Origin of the sequence: Pseudomonas sp. PDNC002, assembly GCF_016919445.1 — a bacterium.
Classification (GTDB): domain Bacteria; phylum Pseudomonadota; class Gammaproteobacteria; order Pseudomonadales; family Pseudomonadaceae; genus Pseudomonas.
The window spans coordinates 6348946-6368242 of sequence record NZ_CP070356.1; the positions used below are offsets into that span (position 1 = coordinate 6348946).

A 19297-nucleotide genomic window follows, 5' to 3' on the forward strand; every position below is an offset into this window, starting at 1 on the left:
GCCCCCGCGCATCGCTGCGCGGGGGCTCGGTGTTTCACGGACTGGCAATCAGGCCGGCTGACGCTGCATGGCGCCGCTCGAACTCTCCCCCTTCAGGCTCCAGCTCTTCAGATGCTCCAGGCTCGCGCGGTAAGGCTTGAGGCCATTGGCGAGCAGTATGGCGCCAGCCAGCAGCGCCACCACGCTGACGATCAGCAGCGAGTAGCGCAGCGCCATGTCGTCGGCAAAGACGTAGTCGGTCACCAGGGCGATGGCGGTCGGGCCGACGCCCAGGCCCAGCAGCGTGACCACGAACAGGTAGATGGCCGAGGCCTGCCCGCGCATGGAGTTGGGCATGATTTCCTGGATGGCCGCCGGGGCGACGCCGAAGGGCATGCTGAGGAAGAAGACGATGGGCGCCATCATCGCGGCGGCGGCGTTGCCGCTGTCCAGCAGCGGATAGACCAGGCTCAGCGGAATCGCCAGGCAGGCGGCCAGCAGGCCCACGCGCATGTTGGCATCGGTGCGCCCGCGTTTGGACCAATAGTCGGCCAGGCGGCCACCGCAGACGATGCCCAGGCAACCGAACACGGCGACGATGCTGCCGTACACCACGCCCACATGGCCGGCATCCCAGCCGTAGGTGCGGACGAAGAAGGTCGGCACCCAGGCGCCGCTGCCGTAGCTGGCGAAGGAGATGCAGGCGAAGCCGAAGTTGTGGCAGAGCACCGTCTTGCGATTAGCGCGCAGATAGGCGCCGACTTCGCTCATCGGCACCACCACGCCGGCGCCGACGCCGCGACGGGTCGGCTCCTTCACCGCGAGCATGAGCAGGGTGAACAGCACGCCGGCGGCGCCGAGGATCAGGAAGATCAGTTGCCAGGGACGCACTTCGCCGAGGATCGGCAGGTGCACGTCGCCCTGGGCGGAAGCGAACTTGATCACCAGCCCGCCAAGCAGGAAGGCCAGGCCCGACCCCAGGTAGATGCCCATGGAATACACGCTGATGGCGGTGGCACGGCGCTGGGCCGGGAAGCTGTCGGCGATCAGCGAATAGGCCGCCGGCGACAGCGCCGCCTCGCCTACGCCGACACCGACGCGGAACAGAAGGAAGTGCCAGTACTGCCGGGCCAGGCCGCAGGCCGCGGTCATGGCGCTCCAGATCAACACGCCGACGGTGATCAGCCCGCGCCGGCTGCGGCTGTCGGCCATGCGTCCGAGCGGGATGCCGCAGAGGGTGTAGAACAGCGCGAAGGACAGGCCCATGAGCAGGCTCATCTGAGTGTCGCTGATCTCCAGGTCGCGACGGATCGGGCCGACCAGCAGGTTGAGGATCTGCCGGTCGATGAAGGAAAGCACGTAGGCGACCATGAGGATCGCAACCGTGGACCAGGCCACGGCACTGGAGGGGTAGCCGTTATTGTTGTTGTTCATGCCGGGCTCCTGAGACGCCGCCAATCGCGGCGAAGGCGAAGGGGAGAACCCGCAGAGTAGGCATTGCGAATCCGTCGCGCGCGCACTATCAGGTCTCTGAATGCGCGCGGCGACCGTTGGCTGATGAATGGGCGGTCAGGGACTGGCTGGAGGGTTTTGCGGGAAGCAGGAGTTGGAGCGGGCTGTACGCGAGGTGTTCGCCGGACGTACCGGCGCCCCTCACCCTAACCCTCTCCCAGAGGGAGAGGGGACCGTTCGGCGCAGGGTGGAGCCATGGCGTCAGCCGGCACAATCAGCCCCCTCTCCCTCCGGGAGAGGGCTGGGGTGAGGGTGGCGAACCGCACCCCAAGATCGATCACGCAGGATGACGCTATGGTCTCAGCCCGCACAATCAGCCCCCTCTCCCTCCGGGAGAAGGCTGGGGTGAGGGTGGCGAACCGCACCCAAGATCGATCACGCAGGATGAAGCTGAAGTATCAGCCCGCACGATCCGCCCCCTCTCCCTCCGGGAGAGGGCTGGGGTGAGGGTGGTGAACCGCACCCCAAGATCGATCACGCAGGATGAAGCTGAAGTATCAGCCCGCACGATCCGCCCCCTCTCCCTCCGGGAGAGGGCTGGGGTGAGGGCGGCGAACCGCACTCAGAGATCAATCACGCAGGATGAAGCTGCGGTGTCAGCCGGCACGATCCGCCCCCTCTCCCTCCGGGAGAGGGCTGGGGTGAGGGGAGGCCCGAGCGCCGATCCAGCTCAGATCGCCTGCGGCATCCGCTCGCACAACTTGGCCAATGCCCGCGCCCACAGCTCCTGGTCGTTCAGGCAAGGCACCAGCACCAGCTCTTCCCCGCCCGCCGCACGGAACTGTTCGTTCCCCCGCTGGCCGATTTCCTCCAGCGTCTCGATACAGTCGGCGACGAACGCCGGGCACATCACCAACAAGCGCTTCACGCCCTGCTTGCCCAGCTTGTCCAACTGCGCCTCGGTGTAGGGTTCGATCCACTTGTTGCGGCCCAGGCGCGACTGGAAGGACACCGACCAGCGGCCATCCTCCAGGCCCGCGCCCGCGGCGAAATCCTCCGCCGTGCGCAGGCACTGGCTGCGGTAACAGACCGCCAACACCTCATCGCGCACGCCACGGCTGGAGCTGGCCGTGAGGTCATGCCCCTTGTCCTTCACCAGCTTGCGGATGTGCGACTCGGGCAAGCCGTGGAAGCTCAGCAGCAGGTGGTCGTAAGGCTGTTCCAGATACGGCTTCACACTCTCCACCAGCGCCTGCCGGTACTCGGGCTCGGCGAAGAACGGCGGCAGCACCTTCAGATCCAGCGTGAGGCCATGCTCGCGCATCACCCGACGCGCCTCCTCGATGGCAGTGGTCGTAGTGCTGTCGGCGAATTGCGGATAGAGCGGCGCGAAGGTCACCTGGGTGATGCCCTGCTGGCTCAGGCGCAGCAGCGCGCCCTCGATGGACGGCTCGCCATAGCGCATGCCCAGCTCCACCGGGCCATGTGGCCAGTACGGCCGGATAGCCTCCTGCAGGCGGCGGCTCAGCACGACCAGCGGCGAACCCTCATCCCACCAGATCGACGCATAGGCGTGGGCGGATTCCTCCGGGCGCTTGCGCAGCACCAGCGACACCAGCAGCCGGCGGATCGGCCAGGGCAGGTCGATCACGTAAGGGTCCATGAGGAACTGGTCGAGGTAGCGGCGCACGTCCTCGACCTGGGTGGAGGCCGGCGATCCCAGGTTGACCAGCAGGAGGGCTTTTTGGGTCATGCAGTGTCCTTGGAAAAGGTACGGTTCGGGGTCGTCGTGCGGGCTGCGCAGTTTACACGCAGCCCGCTCTCTCAAGAGCGGATCAGGGGCTGTCGCCGATGTCGCAGGGGTTCAGCGGGGCTCGCGCAGCACATCGGCCAGGGCATCCGTCAACTCCTCGAAGCGGAAACTGAAGCCGGCATCCAGCAGGCGCCGCGGCACCACGCGCTGGCCACCCAACAGCAGGCCGGACATCTCCCCCAGCAGCATGCGCAGGGCGAAACCCGGCACGTGCATCAACGTCGGCCGGTGCAGCGCCTGGCCCAGTGCCTGGGTGAAATCGCGGTTGCGTGCTGGCTGCGGCGCGCACGCATTATAAGGACCCTCGGCGTCGGCCTTGCGCAAAAGAAAATCGATCAGGGCGATCTGGTCTTCGATATGGATCCACGACATCCATTGGCGTCCATCGCCCAGGCGTCCGCCCATTCCCATGCGGAACGGCGGCAGCATGAGCTTGAGGAATCCGCCCTCGGGCGCCAGCACCAGACCGGTGCGCACCAGCACCACGCGCACCCCAAAAGCCTCGGCCTCGCGGGCGATCTGCTCCCAGGCCAGGCACAGCTCGCTGGCGAAATCCTCGCCGGCCGCCGCACTGCCCTCCTCCAGCGGGCGTTCGCCGGCATCGCCGTACCAGCCCACCGCGGAGCCATTGATCAGTACCGCCGGGCGTTGGCTGCGGCTTTCCAGCCAGGCGACCAGGCGCTCGGTCAGGCGCACCCGGCTATCCCACAGCAGCGCCTTGCGCCGCGCACTCCAGGGCTTGTCGGCAATGGGCTCACCGGCCAGGTTGACCACCGCGTCCAGCGGTCCGTCTCCATAAGCCTCGAAATCGGCGATGGCGCGCACCTGCTCGCCACAGAGGCTGGCAACGCGCTGCGGCTGGCGGCTCAGCACCGTGAGTTGGTGCCCTTCGGCGAGCCACTGGCGGCAGAGACGGCGGCCGATCAGACCGGTCCCGCCGGTCAGCAAAATGTGCATGGCGAACTCCTTTTGCGATGTTCCACCTTCCATCAGTCTGGACGAGGGAACGGCGCTTGCATTCACTCTCCACTCCGGCAAGGGTCTACGCTGTAAATGCCGGGACCGGAGCTGCGTTCATTCCTGAATGAACCGATGCAGCGCGGAAGGTTCCGATGATCGAACTCTATCGTTGACGAGCGCGCTTATCATCAACGCAATTGTACAGATCATTTCATTTGTACAAGAAGATCCCGCTCGTTACGCTGAAAGAACACACTTTGCGAGGCACGTCATGAGCGCCCCCATTGCCATCATTGGCACCGGTATCGCCGGACTCTCGGCCGCCCACGCCCTGCGCGACGCCGGACAGGTCGTCCAGCTGTTCGACAAGGGCCACGGCAGCGGCGGTCGAATGGCCAGCAAGCGCAGCGAGGCCGGTGCCCTCGATCTCGGCGCGCAGTACTTCACCGCACGCGATCGACGCTTTCTCGATGCCATCCAGAAATGGCGCGAGCACGGCTGGGTCGCCGAGTGGGACCCGGCCCTCTACCAGTATCGCGACGGCGAATTGAGCCCGTCCCCGGACGAGCAGCCACGCTGGGTCGGAACCCCGAGGATGAGCGCGATCACCCGCGCACTGCTGCAGGACCAGGTGGTGACCTTCACCTGCCGCATCACCGAGGTCTACCGCGGTGAAGAACACTGGCACCTGCAGGACTCCGAGGGCCAGACCCACGGCCCATTCAGCCGCGTGCTGGTGGCGACGCCCGCGCCCCAGGCCGCCGCCCTGCTGGCCAGCGCGCCGAAGCTGGCCGCCGCCGCCGCAAGCATTCCGATGGAGCCAACCTGGGCGGTCGCGCTGGCCTTCCGCGAGCCACTGGATACGCCGGTGCAAGGCTGCTTCGTACATGAAGGGCCGCTGTCCTGGCTGGCCAGCAATCACTCCAAGCCAGGCCGCGACGAACAGCTGGACACCTGGGTGCTGCACGCCGCCAGCGGCTGGAGCAAGCAGCACATCGACCTGCCCAAGGAAAGCGTGATCGAACACCTGCGCGGCGCCTTCGCCGAACTGATCGGCTGCGCCGTGCACGCCCCGGACTTCGCCCTCGCCCACCGCTGGCTCTACGCGCGGCCGATGGAAGCCCACCAGTTCGGCGCCCTCGCCGACGCCGACCTGGGCATCTATGCCTGCGGTGACTGGTGCCTCTCCGGTCGCGTGGAAGGCGCCTGGCTGAGCGGCCTGGAAGCCGCCCGCCGACTGCTCGAACACCTCTGAGTGCCCCGCCCTCTCCGTGCGGAGAGGGCGCCCTGCCCCGCTTTACCGCCTGCGGACCTGTACAAGCCTTTGCACTTGTACAAGGCAACGCCTATTCTTGCCAATACTTGTACAAGCCAATAACTCCTGTACAACATCATTGGACCATGAATTCGGCACATGAACTCGGTAATCGCCATGCCCACCACCTCTCGTCCCACGCTCGGCATCAGCGCCTGCCTGCTGGGCGAGCCGGTGCGCTACAACGGCGGGCACAAGGCCTCGCGCCTGTGCCTGGACGTGCTGAGCCGGCATTTCGAGTTCATCCCGATCTGCCCGGAGGTTGCCATCGGCCTGGGTGTTCCACGTCCCACGCTGCGCCTGGTGGGCGGCCACGACGATCCGCGAGCGCTGATCCAGCGCGAAGGTGGTCGCGACGTCAGCGAGGCGCTTCACGACTTCGGCCGCAAGCAGGCCGAGCTGCTGCAGGACATCTGCGGCTACATCTTCATGCAGCAATCGCCCTCCTGCGGTCTGCAGCGGGTCAAGCTCTATCGCCTCGACGGCCAACTGCGCCCGCCGGGCGTGCGCGGGCTGTATGCGGAAACCTTCTGCGCCGCGCGCCCGGAACTGCCGGTGGAAGAGGAAGGCCGGCTCAACGATCCGGTGATCCGCGAGAACTTCCTCACCCGTGTGTTCGCCTACACCGCCTGGCAAGCACTCTGCGCCGAGGGACTCACGCGCCATGGAGTGATCGCCTTCCATTCGCGCTACAAGTACCAGCTGATGGCCCACAACCCGCGCCAGTACAGCGCCCTCGGCCAGCGCCTGGCGAAGATCGCCGAGCACCCGCTGGAGCCATTCGCCGGTGACTATTTCCGCGACTTCATGCAGGCGCTGGGCACCTGCGCCACGCGCGGTACGCACAGCAACGTGCTGCAGCACCTGGCCGGCTACCTCAAGCACGACCTGCCCGCGACGGAGAAGGCCGAGATGCAGCGGCTGATCGACCAGTACCGCGACGGCGTGATCCCGCTGGTGGTGCCGCTGACGCTGCTCAAACATCACTTCCGCCTGCACCCGCATCCCTACATCGACGCCCAGGCCTATCTGCAACCGCATCCCGAAGACCTGAGCCTGCGCAATGCCATCTGACGTACCGACAGGAATCTCATGAATCCCGACCATCCTCACCGCGAATCGGACGACGATTATCGTCAGGCGCTGGCCGATGGCTGGCTGCCGATCCGCGACGTCTCCCGGCGCACCGGGGTCAACCCGGTCACCCTGCGCGCCTGGGAACGTCGCTATGGCCTGGTCGTGCCGCAACGCACGCCCAAGGGCCATCGCCTCTACTCCGAAGCGCAGATCGCGCGCATCCAGGCCATCCTCACCTGGCTGGGACGAGGCGTGGCGGTGAGCAAGATCCGCACGTTACTCGACGAAGACGCGCCGCTGCCCGTGGAAAACACCGCGTCGCCCTGGGACGACTTGCGCCAGCAGTGCATTGCCGCCATCGCCCGGATCAACGAGCGCCAGCTGGACGAACTGTTCAACGGCGCCCTGGCGATCTACCCGGCGCAAACCCTGTGCGGGCAGCTGATGCTACCGCTGCTGGACGACCTGGAGCGGCGCTGGCAGGGCCAGTTCGGCGCACAACTGGAGCGCGTGTTCTTCCACACCTGGCTGCGCACCAAGTTCGGCACCCGCCTCTACCACCACAACCGCCAGCAGCGCGGCGCCCCGTTGCTGCTGGTGAACCAGTCCGACCTGCCGCTGGAACCGGGCCTGTGGCTTACCGCCTGGCTCGCCAGCAGCGCCGGCTGCCCGCTGGAAATCCTCGACTGGCCGCTACCACCGGGCGAACTGGCCCTGGCCGTGGAGCGCGTTCAACCGCGCGGCCTGGTTCTCTATGCCAGCCACGCGCTGAACCTGCCCCTGCTGCCCCGCCTGCTCACCGGCATTGCCTGCCCCGTGCTGCTCGCCGGCCCCGCCACCTGCATCCATCCCGCCGAGCTGGCAGAACTCGCCCTGGCAGAACCGCCGCTGCACCTCGCACGCGACCCGCTGGACGCCTTCGAGCGCCTGGGTGAACTGCGCCTGCTGAACGGGGAGGCGCCATGAAGCGGAACCTGGTGTGGCTGCGCACCGACCTGCGTCTGCGCGACAACAGCGCCCTCCACGCCGCCGCCGAACGCGGCCCGGTGATCGCTCTCTACCTGCTCAGCCCCGGCCAGTGGCGGCAGCACGACGATGCGGCCAGCAAGGTCGACTTCTGGCTGCGCAACCTGCAGGAGCTGCGCGCCGGGCTGGACGCGCTGAACATTCCCTTGCTGATCCGCACCGTGGACCACTGGAGCGACGCGGCGAGCGCCATCGCCACCCTCTGCGGCCAACTGGACATCGAGACGGTGCACGTCAATGAGGAATATGGCGTCAACGAGGCCACCCGCGATGCCGCCGTTGAGAAAGCCCTGGACCAATGCGGTGTGCGCTTGCGCAACCACCTCGACCAGTTGTTCTTCACGCCGGGCACCATCCTCACCAAGGGCGGCACCTATTTCCAGGTGTACAGCCAGTTCCGCAAGGTCTGCTACGAACGCCTGAACCTCGGCGTGCCCAGTCTGCTGCCGACGCCCCGCGCTCAGGCGAAACTGGACATCCGCAGCGACGAGATACCACGACAGGTCGAGGGTTTCGACACGCCCGCCCCTGCATTGCGCGAGGAGTGGCCCGCCGGCGAGGAGGCCGCCCACGAGCGGGTGGAGCTGTTCGTCGACGAAATCCTCAAGACCTACCAGGAAACCCGCGACCTGCCCGCCCGCGACGGCACCAGCCGCCTCTCGCCCTACCTTGCCGCTGGCGTGCTGTCCTCCCGGCAATGCCTGCACGCGGCACTGGCGAACAACCATGGCGAATTCGAGACCGGCAACAGCGGCGCGGTCAGCTGGATCAACGAGCTGCTCTGGCGTGAGTTCTACAAGCACATCCTCGTCGGCTTTCCGCGAGTGAGCCGGCATCGTGCCTTCCGCGAAGACACCGAGCGGCTGAAGTGGCGCCACGACAAGAGCGACCTGGCGGCCTGGCAACAGGGCCGCACTGGCTTCCCGATCATCGACGCCGCCATGCGTCAGTTGCTCGCCACCGGCTGGATGCACAACCGCCTGCGGATGGTGGTGGCGATGTTCCTCACCAAGAACCTGCTGATCGACTGGCGCGAAGGTGAGCGCTGGTTCATGCGCCACCTGATCGACGGCGACCTGGCGGCGAACAATGGCGGCTGGCAATGGAGCGCCTCCACCGGTACCGATGCGGCGCCGTACTTCCGCATCTTCAACCCGGTTTCCCAGTCCGAGCGCTTCGACCCGGACGGACGTTTCATCCGCCGCTGGGTACCTGAACTGGCAGGAGTCGAAGGGCGCGCGGTGCACGATCCATCGAAGCTCGGGCTGTTCGGCGCGGAGGGTTATCCACAACCGATGTGCGACCTGTCCGCCACCCGCGAACGAGCGCTGGAAGCCTTCAAGAACCTCACCATCGGGCGCTGAGACGGCGCTTCCCGTAGGAGCGGAGCTTCTCCGCGATCACCGCGATAGCGGTGCAAGATCCTGACCGGCCTGCGGCCGGATCGCGGATGAGATCCGCTCCTACGAATAGCCTGCATGCGTGACCTGGCAGGAAACGCATCCGCAGGGCGGCGCGCACAAAAAAGCCGGGCGCAAGGCCCGGCTCTTTGTCAGCGATCTGTTACAGCGGATGCGTGTAATAGAGGCTGTAGGACTCGATACCGTCGTTCGGCTGGCTGATGCCGGCGTTGGAATAGTGCATGGCACGAATGCCAATGGCCTGGCCCTGGTTGAACCTCAGGCCCACGCCCAGACGATCTTCGAAGTTGAAAGCGCCGCCCAGGTCCTGGTCGCCCACTTCCGAGCCGCTGAACACTGCAACGCCGATACCGGCCTCGATGAAAGGTTTGACCTTTTCACCGGAGAACTCGTAGACGAACACCGGGGAGAACGACAGCGAATGACGCCCGCTGGCGCGGTCACCACCTTCCCAGTAGGTGTAGCCGGCGTCCCAGTATCCGGTCAGGCGGCCCGTCGAAGTTTCCCACCAACTCTTGTCCCAGTCGAAACCCAGGCCCAGTCGGTAGGTCATGTCGTTCTGCCCGGTGAAACCGACAGCGCCGGTCAGGCTTGCAGCCTGCGAAGAGACCATGTGTCCGAGAGTCAGAGCTGCCACAGTGGCAAGCGAGAGCAGTTTCTTCATCGAAACATCCTTAAGTAGAAAGCTGAATGAAAAATCCCCGCGAATAGCTGGCAATTATAAGGCCATTTGTCAGTATTTACTGACAGACCAAAGTAGGTAGCTAGCTATTTTTCCATCAGCCGGAGAACAAATTGACAGGTTCGTCAGTTCCCCAGAGCACAGGTAAGACACGTTCAAAATCTTCGACTGCACCGCTCGTCCATAGCTCAATTTTTTTTGCGCGGCCTTCGGCCAGCATTCCCCGGGACTGCAGAACCCGCTCTAGCTGGCGGGCTACGGCGGCACCGGTATCGACCAGTGATACGTCCTCCGGCACCAGCTCGCGCAGCAGTGGGCGCAGGAAAGGATAGTGGGTGCAGCCCAGGATCAAGGTGTCGCAGCCCTCCGCCAACAAGGGTGCGAGGTAACCTTGCAGTAGTTCACGAGTCTGCGGTCCATTCAGATCGCCCAGCTCGATGCGCTCCACCAACCCGGGACACGGCTGGGTGATTACCCGCACATCGCTGGCGAAACGATCCAGCAGCGCCGCGAATCGCGCACTCTTCAGGGTGCCGGTAGTGGCGAGCACGCCGACGACGCCGCTGCGGGTCGCCTCGGCGGCGGGCTTCACCGCCGGCTCCATCGCCACGATGGGCAACTGTGGATACAGCTCGCGCAGATCGGCAGCCGCCGCAGCGGTGGCCGTGTTGCACGCCAGCACCAGCGCCTTGGCACCACGGGCCAGGAGGAACTCGGCAATGGCGCGGCAGCGCGCGCGGATGTATTCGGGGGTCTTCTCGCCGTAGGGCACGTGGCCGCAGTCGGCGAGGTAGATCAGGGATTCGTGGGGAAGCCGCGCGCGGATTTCGTGGAGAACGCTGAGGCCGCCCACACCGGAGTCGAACACGCCGATCGGCGCGGCGTCAGCCATGCGCGGCTCCGCACACGGCGCACTGCGGATCGCGCTTGACCCGCAGCTCGCGGAAGCGCGAGCCCAGCGCGTCGATCAGCAGCAGGCGACCCACCAGCGGCTCGCCGAAACCGGCCAACAGCTTCAGCGCCTCCAGCGCCTGCAGGCTGCCCACCAGGCCCACCAACGGACCGACCACGCCGGCTTCGCTGCAGGTCAGTTCCGCCTCGCTGCCATGGCCGTAGAGACAGTGGTAGCAGGGGCTTTCCTCGCGACGCGGGTCGAACACCGAAAGCTGCCCTTCCAGGCGGATGGCGGCGCCGCTCACCAGCGGCTTCTTCGCCGCGACGCAGGCAGCGTTCACCGCCTCGCGGGTACCGAAGTTGTCGCAGCAATCCAGCACCAGATCGACGGCGGCAACGGCGGCATCGAGGGAATCGGCGTCCAGCGCATGACGGTGGGCGACCAGCTTCACGTCCGGGTTGATCGCAGTGAGTCGGGCAATGGCGGAATCCACCTTGCTCACGCCCACGCTGTCGGTGTCATGGATGATCTGCCGCTGCAGGTTGGTCAGGTCAACCGTGTCGAAATCGGCCAGGTGCAGCTCACCGACGCCGGCCGCCGCGAGGTACAGCGCCACCGGAGCTCCGAGACCGCCCAGGCCGACGATCAGCACGCGGCTGTCCTTCAGGCGCAGTTGCCCATCCACGTCGATCTGCGGCAGCAGGATCTGCCGGCTGTAACGCAGCAGTTCGCTATCGCTCAGCATGTCCAGCGCCCCAGGCTGATGCGCTCGTGGCCGCCCAGGTCGCGGCGGCTTTCCACGGCAGTGAAGCCACGGCCGAGCAGCAGGTCGCGCACGGCGTCCGGCTGGTCGAAGCCGTGCTCGAGCATCAGCCAGCCGCCGTTCTCCAGATGGTTCGGCGCCTGGTCGATGATCATGCGGATATCGTCCAGCCCGTCGTGGCCGGAGACCAGCGCGCTGGATGGCTCGAAACGCACATCACCCTGCTGGAGATGCGGGTCGGTGCTGGGAATGTACGGCGGATTGCTGACGATCAGCGAGAAACGCTCGCCGCCCAGCGTGGAGAACCAGTGACTGGTCTGGAAGGCGACATTGGCCAGACGCAGGCGCTCGCGGTTGCGCTCGGCCAGGGCCACGGCTTCAGGAATACGGTCCACACCCAGGACCTGCCAGCTCAGACGCTCGCAGCCCAGCGCGAGGGCAATGGCGCCAGTGCCGGTGCCCAGGTCGAGCACGCGGGACGGCGAGGCGGGCAGCAGCTCGAGGGCGGTTTCCACCAACAGCTCGGTGTCCGGGCGCGGGATCAGGGTGTGCGACGCGACTTCCAGGTCCAGGCTCCAGAAGCCCTGGCGACCGAGGATATAGGCCACCGGTTCGCCGGCCACGCGGCGGGCGAGATAACGCTCGTAGAGGTCGTGAGCCTCGCGGCTGACCACGCGCTCGGGCCAGGTGCGCAGGAAGCTGCGCGGTTTGCCCAGGGCGGCGGCGAGCAGCAGCTCGGCGTCCAGGCGCGCGCTGGGCGAGTCCGGCAGTTGCGCCTCGTTGAGCAGGGTCATGATGGTTGCCATGGTCTGTCGCTCTCTCAGTGGCCCGCTCTCTCAATCACCAAGTGCGGCCAGCTGGTCGGCCTGGAACTCTTGCAGCAGCGGCTCGATCACCTGCTCCACCGCGCCTTCCATCACTTCGCCCAGGGAATACAGGGTCAGGTTGATGCGGTGATCGGTGACGCGCCCCTGGGGGAAATTGTAGGTGCGGATGCGCTCGGAGCGATCACCCGAACCGACCAGCAGCTTGCGCGTGCTGGCGATCGCCTGCTGGGCCGCCGCCTGTTGCTGGTCGTTGAGCTTGGCGGCGAGCCAGGCCATGGCCTTGGCGCGGTTCTTGTGCTGCGAGCGCTCTTCCTGGCACTCGACCACGATGCCCGACGGAATGTGCGTGATGCGCACCGCCGAGTCGGTCTTGTTCACGTGCTGGCCGCCGGCGCCGGAGGAGCGGTAGGTGTCCACGCGCAGGTCAGCCGGGTTGATCTCGATGGCCGCCTGTTCGTCCGGCTCTGGCAACACTGCCACGGTGCACGCGGAGGTGTGGATGCGGCCCTGGGATTCGGTGGCCGGCACACGCTGCACGCGGTGCGCGCCGGATTCGAACTTGAGCTTGGCGTAGACGTTCTCGCCCTCGACGCGGGCAATCACCTCTTTATAGCCGCCGTGCTCGCCCTCGTTCTCGGACATGATCTCCACGCGCCAGCCCTGCTTCTCGGCGTAGCGCGAGTACATGCGGAACAGGTCGCCGGAGAAGATCGCAGCCTCGTCGCCGCCGGTACCGGCACGGACTTCCAGGAAGACGTTGCGGCTGTCGTTGGGGTCCTTGGGCAGCAGCATGCGCTGCAGGCGATCCTCCAGGCCGACCAGCGCGGACTTGGCCTCGGCCACTTCCTCCTCGGCCATCTCACGCAGGTCCGGGTCGCTGTCCTTGAGCAGCGCCTGGGCGCCCTCAAGGTCCGACTGCACCTTGCGGAACTCGCGGAAGGCGAGGATCACCGGCTCTACCTCGGCGTATTCACGAGAGTACGCGCGGAACTTGGTCTGGTCGCTGATGACCTCGGCGTCGCCCAGCAGAGCGGTGAGCTCCTCGAAGCGATCGCTGAGGATGTCCAGCTTTTTCAGGAGGGAAGCTTTCATCGCTTGTCAGTGCCCTCCTCGAGGGCGAACAGTTCCTGCGCGACGGCCAGCGCATCGATGCGGCCCTCGGCGGAGAGTTTCTTCATCTGCACGCTGGGGGCGTGCAGCAACTTGTTGGTCAGGCCACGGCTGAGCTGAGCGATGACTTCCATCGGATCGGCGCCGTTAGCCAGCAGGCGCTGGGCCTTCTGGGTTTCCTCGTCGCGCAGGCGTTCGGCCTGCTGGCGATAGGCGCGCAATACATCGACGGCGGCCAGCTCGCGCAGGCGCTGCATGAACTCGACGACGCCATCGCCAACCAGTTCCTCGGCGGCCTGGGCGGCACCCTGGCGGCTCTTGAGGTTCTCGGCGACCACTTCGTGGAGGTCATCGACGCTATAGAGGTAGACGTCTTCCAGCTCGCCGACTTCCGGCTCGATGTCGCGCGGGACGGCGATGTCGACCATGAACATCGGCTTGTGCCGGCGCTGCTTCAGTGCACGCTCCACCGCGCCCTTGCCGAGGATAGGCAGTTGGCTGGCGGTGGAACTGATGACGATGTCGCTGTTGACCAGCTCGTCCGGCATGTCCGCCAGCAGGATGGCGCGGGCGCCGAACTGCTCGGCCAGGACGCTGGCGCGCTCCAGGGTACGGTTGGCGACCACGATGCGTTTCACGCCCTGCTCATGCAGGTGGCGGGCGACCAGCGTGATGGTCTCGCCGGCGCCGATCAGCAGTGCCTGGCTGCGGCTCAGGTCGCTGAAGATCTGCCGGGCCAGGCTCACCGCGGCGAACGCCACGGAGACCGGGTTCTCGCCGATGGCGGTGTCGGTGCGCACGGTCTTGGCGGTGCTGAAGGTCGCCTGGAACAGCCGGCCCAGCATCGGCCCGACAGTGCCGGCCTCGCGGGCGACGGCGTAGGCGGACTTCATCTGCCCGAGAATCTGCGGCTCGCCCAGCACCATGGAGTCCAGGCCGGCGGCGACACGCATCATGTGGCGCACGGCGTCCTCGTCCTGGTGGACATAGGCGCAGGCGCGCAGATCATCGATACCCAGGTTGTGGTAATCGGCCAGCCAGGCCAGCACATCGCCGGCGTCGGGGTGCTCGATCTCCAGGTAGAGTTCGCTGCGGTTGCAGGTGGAGAGGATCGCAGCTTCGCGGCTGGAGGTCAGCCGACAGAGCAACTGCAGGGCCTCGACCATCTGCTCAGGAGTAAAAGCCACGCGCTCGCGAACGGCCACGGACGCGGTCTTGTGGTTGATGCCTAGAGCAATGAAGGCCATGCAGAATCGCTGAGCTGATCGGAAAGCCCGCAATTGTCCTACTTAGCCTTGTGAAGGACAACCACCCGCGACAGATCGCACACTGCAAATCGTATACAACCCCCGATGCGGCGCTTGCCCATGGGATTGGCACTTTCCTTATGTCATGATGGTCCCATTTCGCAGGTCAGGCCCTCGTCCTTCCTCTATGAACAAGTCTCTTGCGCTGCTGACTGCTCTGCTGCTGCTCGGCGGCTGCCAGTCTCTTACACAGAAAAATCCCGATGGTGCTTCCGCGGAGAAGGACAAGGCCGCGGCTGCGCAGAAGGACCAGAAGTACGGTTCCTTCAGCGAGGACACCCTTTATTCGCTGCTGACCGCCGAGCTGGCAGGCCAGCGCAACCGCTTCGACATCGCCCTCTCCAACTACGTGGAGCAGGCCAAGGAAACCCAGGACCCCGGCGTCGCCGAGCGCGCGTTCCGCATCGCCGAATACCTGGGCGCCGACCAGGAAGCCCTGGATACCTCGCTGATCTGGGCCAAGGCCGCGCCGGACAACCTCGACGCCCAGCGCGCCGCCGCCATCCAGCTGGCGCGCACCGGGCAATACGACGAATCCATGGTCTACATGGAAAAAGTCCTCAACGGCCAGGGCGATACCCACTTCGACTTCCTCGCACTGTCCGCCGCCGAGACCGACCCGGACACCCGCGCCGGCCTGCTGCAGAGCTTCGACCGCCTGCTGAAGAAGTACCCGGACAACGGCCAACTGCTCTTCGGCAAGGCCCTGCTGCTGCAACAGGACGGCCGGCCGCAGGAAGCCCTGCACCTGCTGGAGGACAACGCCGCCAGCAAGCATGACGTCGCCCCGCTGCTGCTGCGCGCCCGCCTGCTGCAGAGCATGAAGCGCAGCGACGAAGCGCTGCCGCTGCTCAAGAACGGCATCAAGGAACACCCGGACGACAAGCGCGTCCACCTCGCCTACGCCCGCCTGCTGGTGGAGCAGAACCGCCTGGAAGACGCCAAGGCCGAGTTCTCCGCGCTGGTCGAGCAATTCCCCGACGACGACGACCTGCGCTTCTCCCTGGCACTGGTCTGCCTCGAAGCCCAGGCCTGGGACGAGGCCAAGGTCTACCTGCAGGAACTGGTCGAGCGCGACAGCCACGTCGACTCCGCCCACTTCAACCTGGGCCGCCTGGCCGAGGAGCAGAAGGACCCGGAAACCGCGCTCAAGGAATACGCCCTGGTCGGCCCGGGCAACGACTTCCTTCCGGCCCAGCTGCGCTCCACCGAGATCCTGCTGGACCAGAAACGCTATGACGACGCCTCGCGCCGCCTCGCCGAAACCCGCGACCGCCAGCCGGACTACGCCATCCAGCTGTACCTGATCGAAGCCGAAGGCCTGTCCAACCGTGACCAGGTGGACCGCGCCTGGAGCATCATCCAGCAAGGCATCAAGCAGTTCCCGGATGACCTCAACCTGCTCTACACCCGCTCCATGCTCGCCGAGAAGCGCAACGATCTCTCGCAGATGGAGCAGGACCTGCGGCTGATCATCCAGCGCGAGCCGGATAACGCCATGGCGCTCAACGCGCTGGGCTACACCCTGGCCGACCGCACCACCCGCTACAGCGAAGCCCGCGACCTGATCCAGAAGGCCCACTCGCTGAACCCGGACGACCCCGCCATCCTCGACAGCCTGGGCTGGGTGAATTACCGCCTGGGCAACCTCAGCGAAGCGGAAACCTACCTGCGCAAGGCGCTGGAACGCTTCCCCGACCACGAAGTGGCCGCACACCTGGGCGAAGTGCTCTGGGCTCAGGGCAAGCAAAGCGAAGCCCGCAAGGTCTGGGCCACCGCCCTGCAAAGCCAGCCTGACAGCCCCGTCCTGCGCGACACCATGCTGCGCCTGACCGGCTCCGGAACCCTCTGATTTATGCGTTTACGTCACCTCCTCGGCGCCGCCGCGCTTGCCCTGCTCGCCGGCTGCTCCAGCTTCGGCACCCACGAAGCCCTGGAAGGCCAGGGCAACGCCACCGCCTGGAATGCCCACAAGGCCCGCATCGCCACCCTCGACGGCTGGCAGATCGACGGCAAAGTCGGCATCCGCGCGCCCAAGGACTCCGGCAGCGGCACCCTGTTCTGGCTGCAGCGCCAGGACTACTACGACATTCGCCTCTCCGGCCCGCTGGGCCGCGGCGCGGCGCGCCTGACCGGGCACGAAGGCGCAGTCACCCTGGAAGTCGCCGGCCAGGGCCGCTATGAAGCGGCCACCCCCGAAGAGCTGCTGGAACAACAGATGGGCTGGCGGCTGCCGGTTTCCCACCTGCTCTGGTGGATTCGCGGCCTGCCCGCGCCGGACAGCAAGAGCCGCCTGACCCTCGACAGCGACAGTCGCCTGGCCAAGCTGCAACAGGATGGCTGGGACGTGGAATACACCCGCTACAGCGAGCAGAACGGCTACTGGCTGCCCGAGCGCCTGAAGCTGCACGGCCAGGATCTGGACGTCACCCTGGTGGTGAAGACCTGGCAACCGCGCCAGTTGGGCCAGGCGAGCCCGCAGTGACATGCAAGACCGCCTGACCCTGCCGGCGCCGGCCAAGCTCAACCTGTTCCTGCACATCACCGGTCGCCGCGCCGACGGCTACCACGAGTTGCAGACGCTGTTCCAATTCCTCGATCACGGCGACGAACTCCAGTTCGCCCTGCGCGAGGACGGCGAAATCCGCCTGAACACCGAGATCGACGGCGTTCCCCACGACAGCAACCTGATCGTGAAAGCCGCGCGCCGGCTGCAGGAACAATCCGGCACGACGCTGGGCGCCGACATCTGGCTGGACAAACGCCTGCCCATGGGCGGCGGCATCGGCGGCGGCAGTTCCGACGCCGCCACCACCCTGCTCGGCCTCAAGCAATTGTGGAACCTCGACTGGGACGAAGACCGCCTCGCCGCGCTGGGCCTGAGCCTGGGCGCCGATGTGCCGGTATTCGTGCGCGGCCGCGCGGCGTTTGCCGAAGGTGTCGGCGAACAGCTCACGCCGGTCGAACTGGAGGAGCCGTGGTTCCTCGTTGTCGTGCCGCAAGTCTTTGTCTCAACAGCAGAAGTTTTCTCCGATCCCGAGTTGACACGGGATACTCCGCCCATTAAAGTTCGCAGCCTTCTCGGGGTGGACGGTCATAACGACTGCCAGCCGGTCGTCGAGAAGCGTTACCCGGATGTACGTAACGCACTGATCCAGCTAGGTAAATTTACTGAAGCGAGATTGACCGGCACCGGAGCTTGTGTGTTTGGGAGCTTCCCAAACAAGGGCGATGCTGATAAAGTTCGCCGCCAACTTCCGGCCACTCTGCCGAGTTTTGTTGCCCAGGGTCGTAACATCTCGATGTTGCACCGCAAGCTGCAAAGCCAGGCCTGAGAAGCAGCAATGTAATCGGTTGTACGATACAGGGGCGTCGCCAAGCGGTAAGGCAGCAGGTTTTGATCCTGCCATGCGTTGGTTCGAATCCAGCCGCCCCTGCCATTAACCCACTGGGTTGAACGTACAGCATCAACGAACACATTGCTCCGCAAGTTGTAAGCTACAGGGGCGTCGCCAAGCGGTAAGGCAGCAGGTTTTGATCCTGCCATGCGTTGGTTCGAATCCAGCCGCCCCTGCCATTTTCTTCTGGCTCAACCGGGCCTACCCTCAAGCCGACACAGGTACCGCAGCGTGTCCAAAATGATGGTTTTCACGGGGAACGCCAACCCCGATCTGGCACGCCGTGTCGTACGGCAGCTGCACATCCCCCTCGGTGACGTTTCTGTCGGTAAGTTCTCCGACGGCGAAATCAGCGTTGAGATCAACGAAAACGTTCGTGGTAAGGACGTCTTCCTGATCCAACCGACCTGCGCACCGACCAACGACAACCTGATGGAACTGGTAGTGATGGCCGATGCCTTCCGCCGCTCCTCGGCGACTCGTATCACGGCAGTCATCCCCTACTTCGGTTACGCCCGCCAGGATCGCCGTCCGCGTTCCGCTCGCGTGGCCATCAGCGCCAAAGTCGTTGCCGACATGCTGACCGTCGTAGGCGTCAACCGCGTTCTCACCGTTGACCTGCACGCCGACCAGATTCAAGGCTTCTTCGATATCCCCGTCGACAACATCTACGGCTCGCCCGTACTGGTCGACGACATCGAAGACCAGCGCTTCGAGAACCTGATGATCGTCTCCCCGGACATCGGCGGTGTGGTGCGCGCTCGCGCCGTCGCCAAGTCCCTGGGCGTCGACCTGGCCATCATCGACAAACGTCGTCCGAAGGCCAACCAGTCCGAAGTCATGCACATCATCGGTGATGTCGAAGGCCGTACCTGCGTACTGGTCGACGACATGGTCGATACCGCCGGCACCCTCGGCCACGCCGCCAAGGCTCTGAAAGAGCACGGCGCCGCCAAGGTCATCGCCTACTGCACCCACCCGGTGCTGTCGGGCCGTGCCATCGAGAACATCGAAAATTCCGTACTGGACGAGCTGGTGGTGACCAACACCATCCCGCTGTCCGCTGCTGCGCAAGCCTGTGGCCGTATCCGCCAGCTGGACATCGCTCCGGTTGTCGCTGAAGCCATGCGCCGTATCAGCAATGAAGAATCGATCAGCGCCATGTTCCGCTAAGGCGGAACAGGCCTGACGTAAAGCGCTCCGCCATGTCGGTGGAGCATTAGCAAAATCGCCCGAACGCTGGTCGCAAGCGTCCGGGCGATCTTGTCATTT

Annotated in this window: 17 protein-coding genes and 2 tRNA genes; 10 read left to right on the forward strand and 9 right to left on the reverse strand. The window is 65.7% G+C overall.

Annotated features, from left to right (window positions below):
- Positions 1–48: 48 nt before the first annotated feature.
- The 3 genes from JVX91_RS28745 to JVX91_RS28755 all read right to left on the reverse strand — a co-directional run bounded on the left by JVX91_RS28745 (position 49) and on the right by JVX91_RS28755 (position 4201).
- Positions 49–1413: an MFS transporter gene (locus JVX91_RS28745; RefSeq protein ID WP_205337409.1), complete on the reverse strand. Its 1365-nt coding sequence runs from the start codon at positions 1411–1413 to the stop codon at positions 49–51.
- Positions 1414–2161: 748 nt separating this feature from the next.
- Complete coding sequence (gene hemH, locus JVX91_RS28750; RefSeq protein ID WP_205337410.1) at positions 2162–3184, reverse strand: ferrochelatase; 1023 nt, start codon at positions 3182–3184, stop codon at positions 2162–2164.
- 111 nt (positions 3185–3295) lie between these two features.
- The gene (locus tag JVX91_RS28755; RefSeq protein WP_205337411.1) at positions 3296–4201 is read right to left on the reverse strand and encodes a TIGR01777 family oxidoreductase; all 906 of its coding nucleotides are present in this window, start codon (positions 4199–4201) and stop codon (positions 3296–3298) included.
- 274 nt (positions 4202–4475) lie between these two features.
- Between JVX91_RS28755 and JVX91_RS28760 the strand changes: the two genes are divergently transcribed.
- The 4 genes from JVX91_RS28760 (at position 4476) to phrB (ending at position 8986) form a co-directional block, all read left to right on the forward strand.
- Positions 4476–5459 (forward strand): NAD(P)/FAD-dependent oxidoreductase, encoded by a 984-nt coding sequence (locus JVX91_RS28760; protein WP_205337412.1) that lies wholly within the window; start codon positions 4476–4478, stop codon positions 5457–5459.
- Between the two features lie 159 nt (positions 5460–5618).
- Positions 5619–6593 (forward strand): DUF523 and DUF1722 domain-containing protein, encoded by a 975-nt coding sequence (locus tag JVX91_RS28765; protein ID WP_240201678.1) that lies wholly within the window; start codon positions 5619–5621, stop codon positions 6591–6593.
- An 18-nt stretch (positions 6594–6611) separates the two neighbouring features.
- Positions 6612–7562: a MerR family transcriptional regulator gene (locus tag JVX91_RS28770; RefSeq protein ID WP_205337413.1), complete on the forward strand. Its 951-nt coding sequence runs from the start codon at positions 6612–6614 to the stop codon at positions 7560–7562.
- Entirely contained in the window at positions 7559–8986 is a 1428-nt protein-coding gene (gene phrB / locus JVX91_RS28775) for a deoxyribodipyrimidine photo-lyase (protein ID WP_205337414.1), read from the forward strand. The genes JVX91_RS28770 and phrB overlap by 4 nt, the downstream gene beginning before the upstream one ends.
- Positions 8987–9185: 199 nt before the next feature.
- Here phrB and JVX91_RS28780 read toward each other — a convergent pair whose 3' ends face one another.
- The 6 genes from JVX91_RS28780 to hemA all read right to left on the reverse strand — a co-directional run bounded on the left by JVX91_RS28780 (position 9186) and on the right by hemA (position 14567).
- A complete protein-coding gene (locus JVX91_RS28780) occupies positions 9186–9707 on the reverse strand; it encodes an acyloxyacyl hydrolase (protein ID WP_205337415.1) in 522 nt (173 codons plus the stop codon).
- A gap of 115 nt (positions 9708–9822) precedes the next feature.
- Positions 9823–10617 (reverse strand): glutamate racemase, encoded by a 795-nt coding sequence (gene murI / locus JVX91_RS28785; RefSeq protein WP_205337416.1) that lies wholly within the window; start codon positions 10615–10617, stop codon positions 9823–9825.
- Positions 10610–11365 carry a molybdopterin-synthase adenylyltransferase MoeB gene (locus tag JVX91_RS28790; RefSeq protein ID WP_205337417.1) on the reverse strand — a complete coding sequence of 252 codons (756 nt, stop codon included), beginning with the start codon at positions 11363–11365 and terminating at the stop codon, positions 10610–10612. The genes murI and JVX91_RS28790 overlap by 8 nt, the downstream gene beginning before the upstream one ends.
- On the reverse strand, positions 11359–12189 hold the full coding sequence (prmC, locus tag JVX91_RS28795; protein ID WP_205337418.1) for a peptide chain release factor N(5)-glutamine methyltransferase: 831 nt from the start codon (positions 12187–12189) through the stop codon (positions 11359–11361). The genes JVX91_RS28790 and prmC overlap by 7 nt, the downstream gene beginning before the upstream one ends.
- Before the next feature lie 30 nt (positions 12190–12219).
- On the reverse strand, positions 12220–13302 hold the full coding sequence (prfA, locus tag JVX91_RS28800; RefSeq protein WP_205337419.1) for a peptide chain release factor 1: 1083 nt from the start codon (positions 13300–13302) through the stop codon (positions 12220–12222).
- Positions 13299–14567, reverse strand: coding sequence for a glutamyl-tRNA reductase (gene hemA, locus JVX91_RS28805; RefSeq protein WP_205337420.1), 1269 nt, complete (start codon positions 14565–14567; stop codon positions 13299–13301). The genes prfA and hemA overlap by 4 nt, the downstream gene beginning before the upstream one ends.
- A gap of 145 nt (positions 14568–14712) precedes the next feature.
- Between hemA and JVX91_RS28810 the strand changes: the two genes are divergently transcribed.
- The 6 genes from JVX91_RS28810 (at position 14713) to JVX91_RS28835 (ending at position 19198) form a co-directional block, all read left to right on the forward strand.
- Entirely contained in the window at positions 14713–16479 is a 1767-nt protein-coding gene (locus JVX91_RS28810) for a tetratricopeptide repeat protein (RefSeq protein WP_205337421.1), read from the forward strand.
- A 3-nt stretch (positions 16480–16482) separates the two neighbouring features.
- Positions 16483–17112 carry a lipoprotein insertase outer membrane protein LolB gene (lolB, locus tag JVX91_RS28815; RefSeq protein ID WP_205337422.1) on the forward strand — a complete coding sequence of 210 codons (630 nt, stop codon included), beginning with the start codon at positions 16483–16485 and terminating at the stop codon, positions 17110–17112.
- A gap of 1 nt (position 17113) precedes the next feature.
- A complete protein-coding gene (gene ispE, locus JVX91_RS28820; protein WP_205337423.1) occupies positions 17114–17962 on the forward strand; it encodes a 4-(cytidine 5'-diphospho)-2-C-methyl-D-erythritol kinase in 849 nt (282 codons plus the stop codon).
- Between the two features lie 30 nt (positions 17963–17992).
- Positions 17993–18067: transfer RNA gene (locus JVX91_RS28825), tRNA-Gln, on the forward strand.
- Between the two features lie 62 nt (positions 18068–18129).
- Positions 18130–18204, forward strand: a tRNA-Gln gene (locus JVX91_RS28830).
- Positions 18205–18256: 52 nt separating this feature from the next.
- On the forward strand, positions 18257–19198 hold the full coding sequence (locus tag JVX91_RS28835; RefSeq protein ID WP_015478849.1) for a ribose-phosphate pyrophosphokinase: 942 nt from the start codon (positions 18257–18259) through the stop codon (positions 19196–19198).
- The last annotated feature ends 99 nt before the right edge of the window (positions 19199–19297 follow it).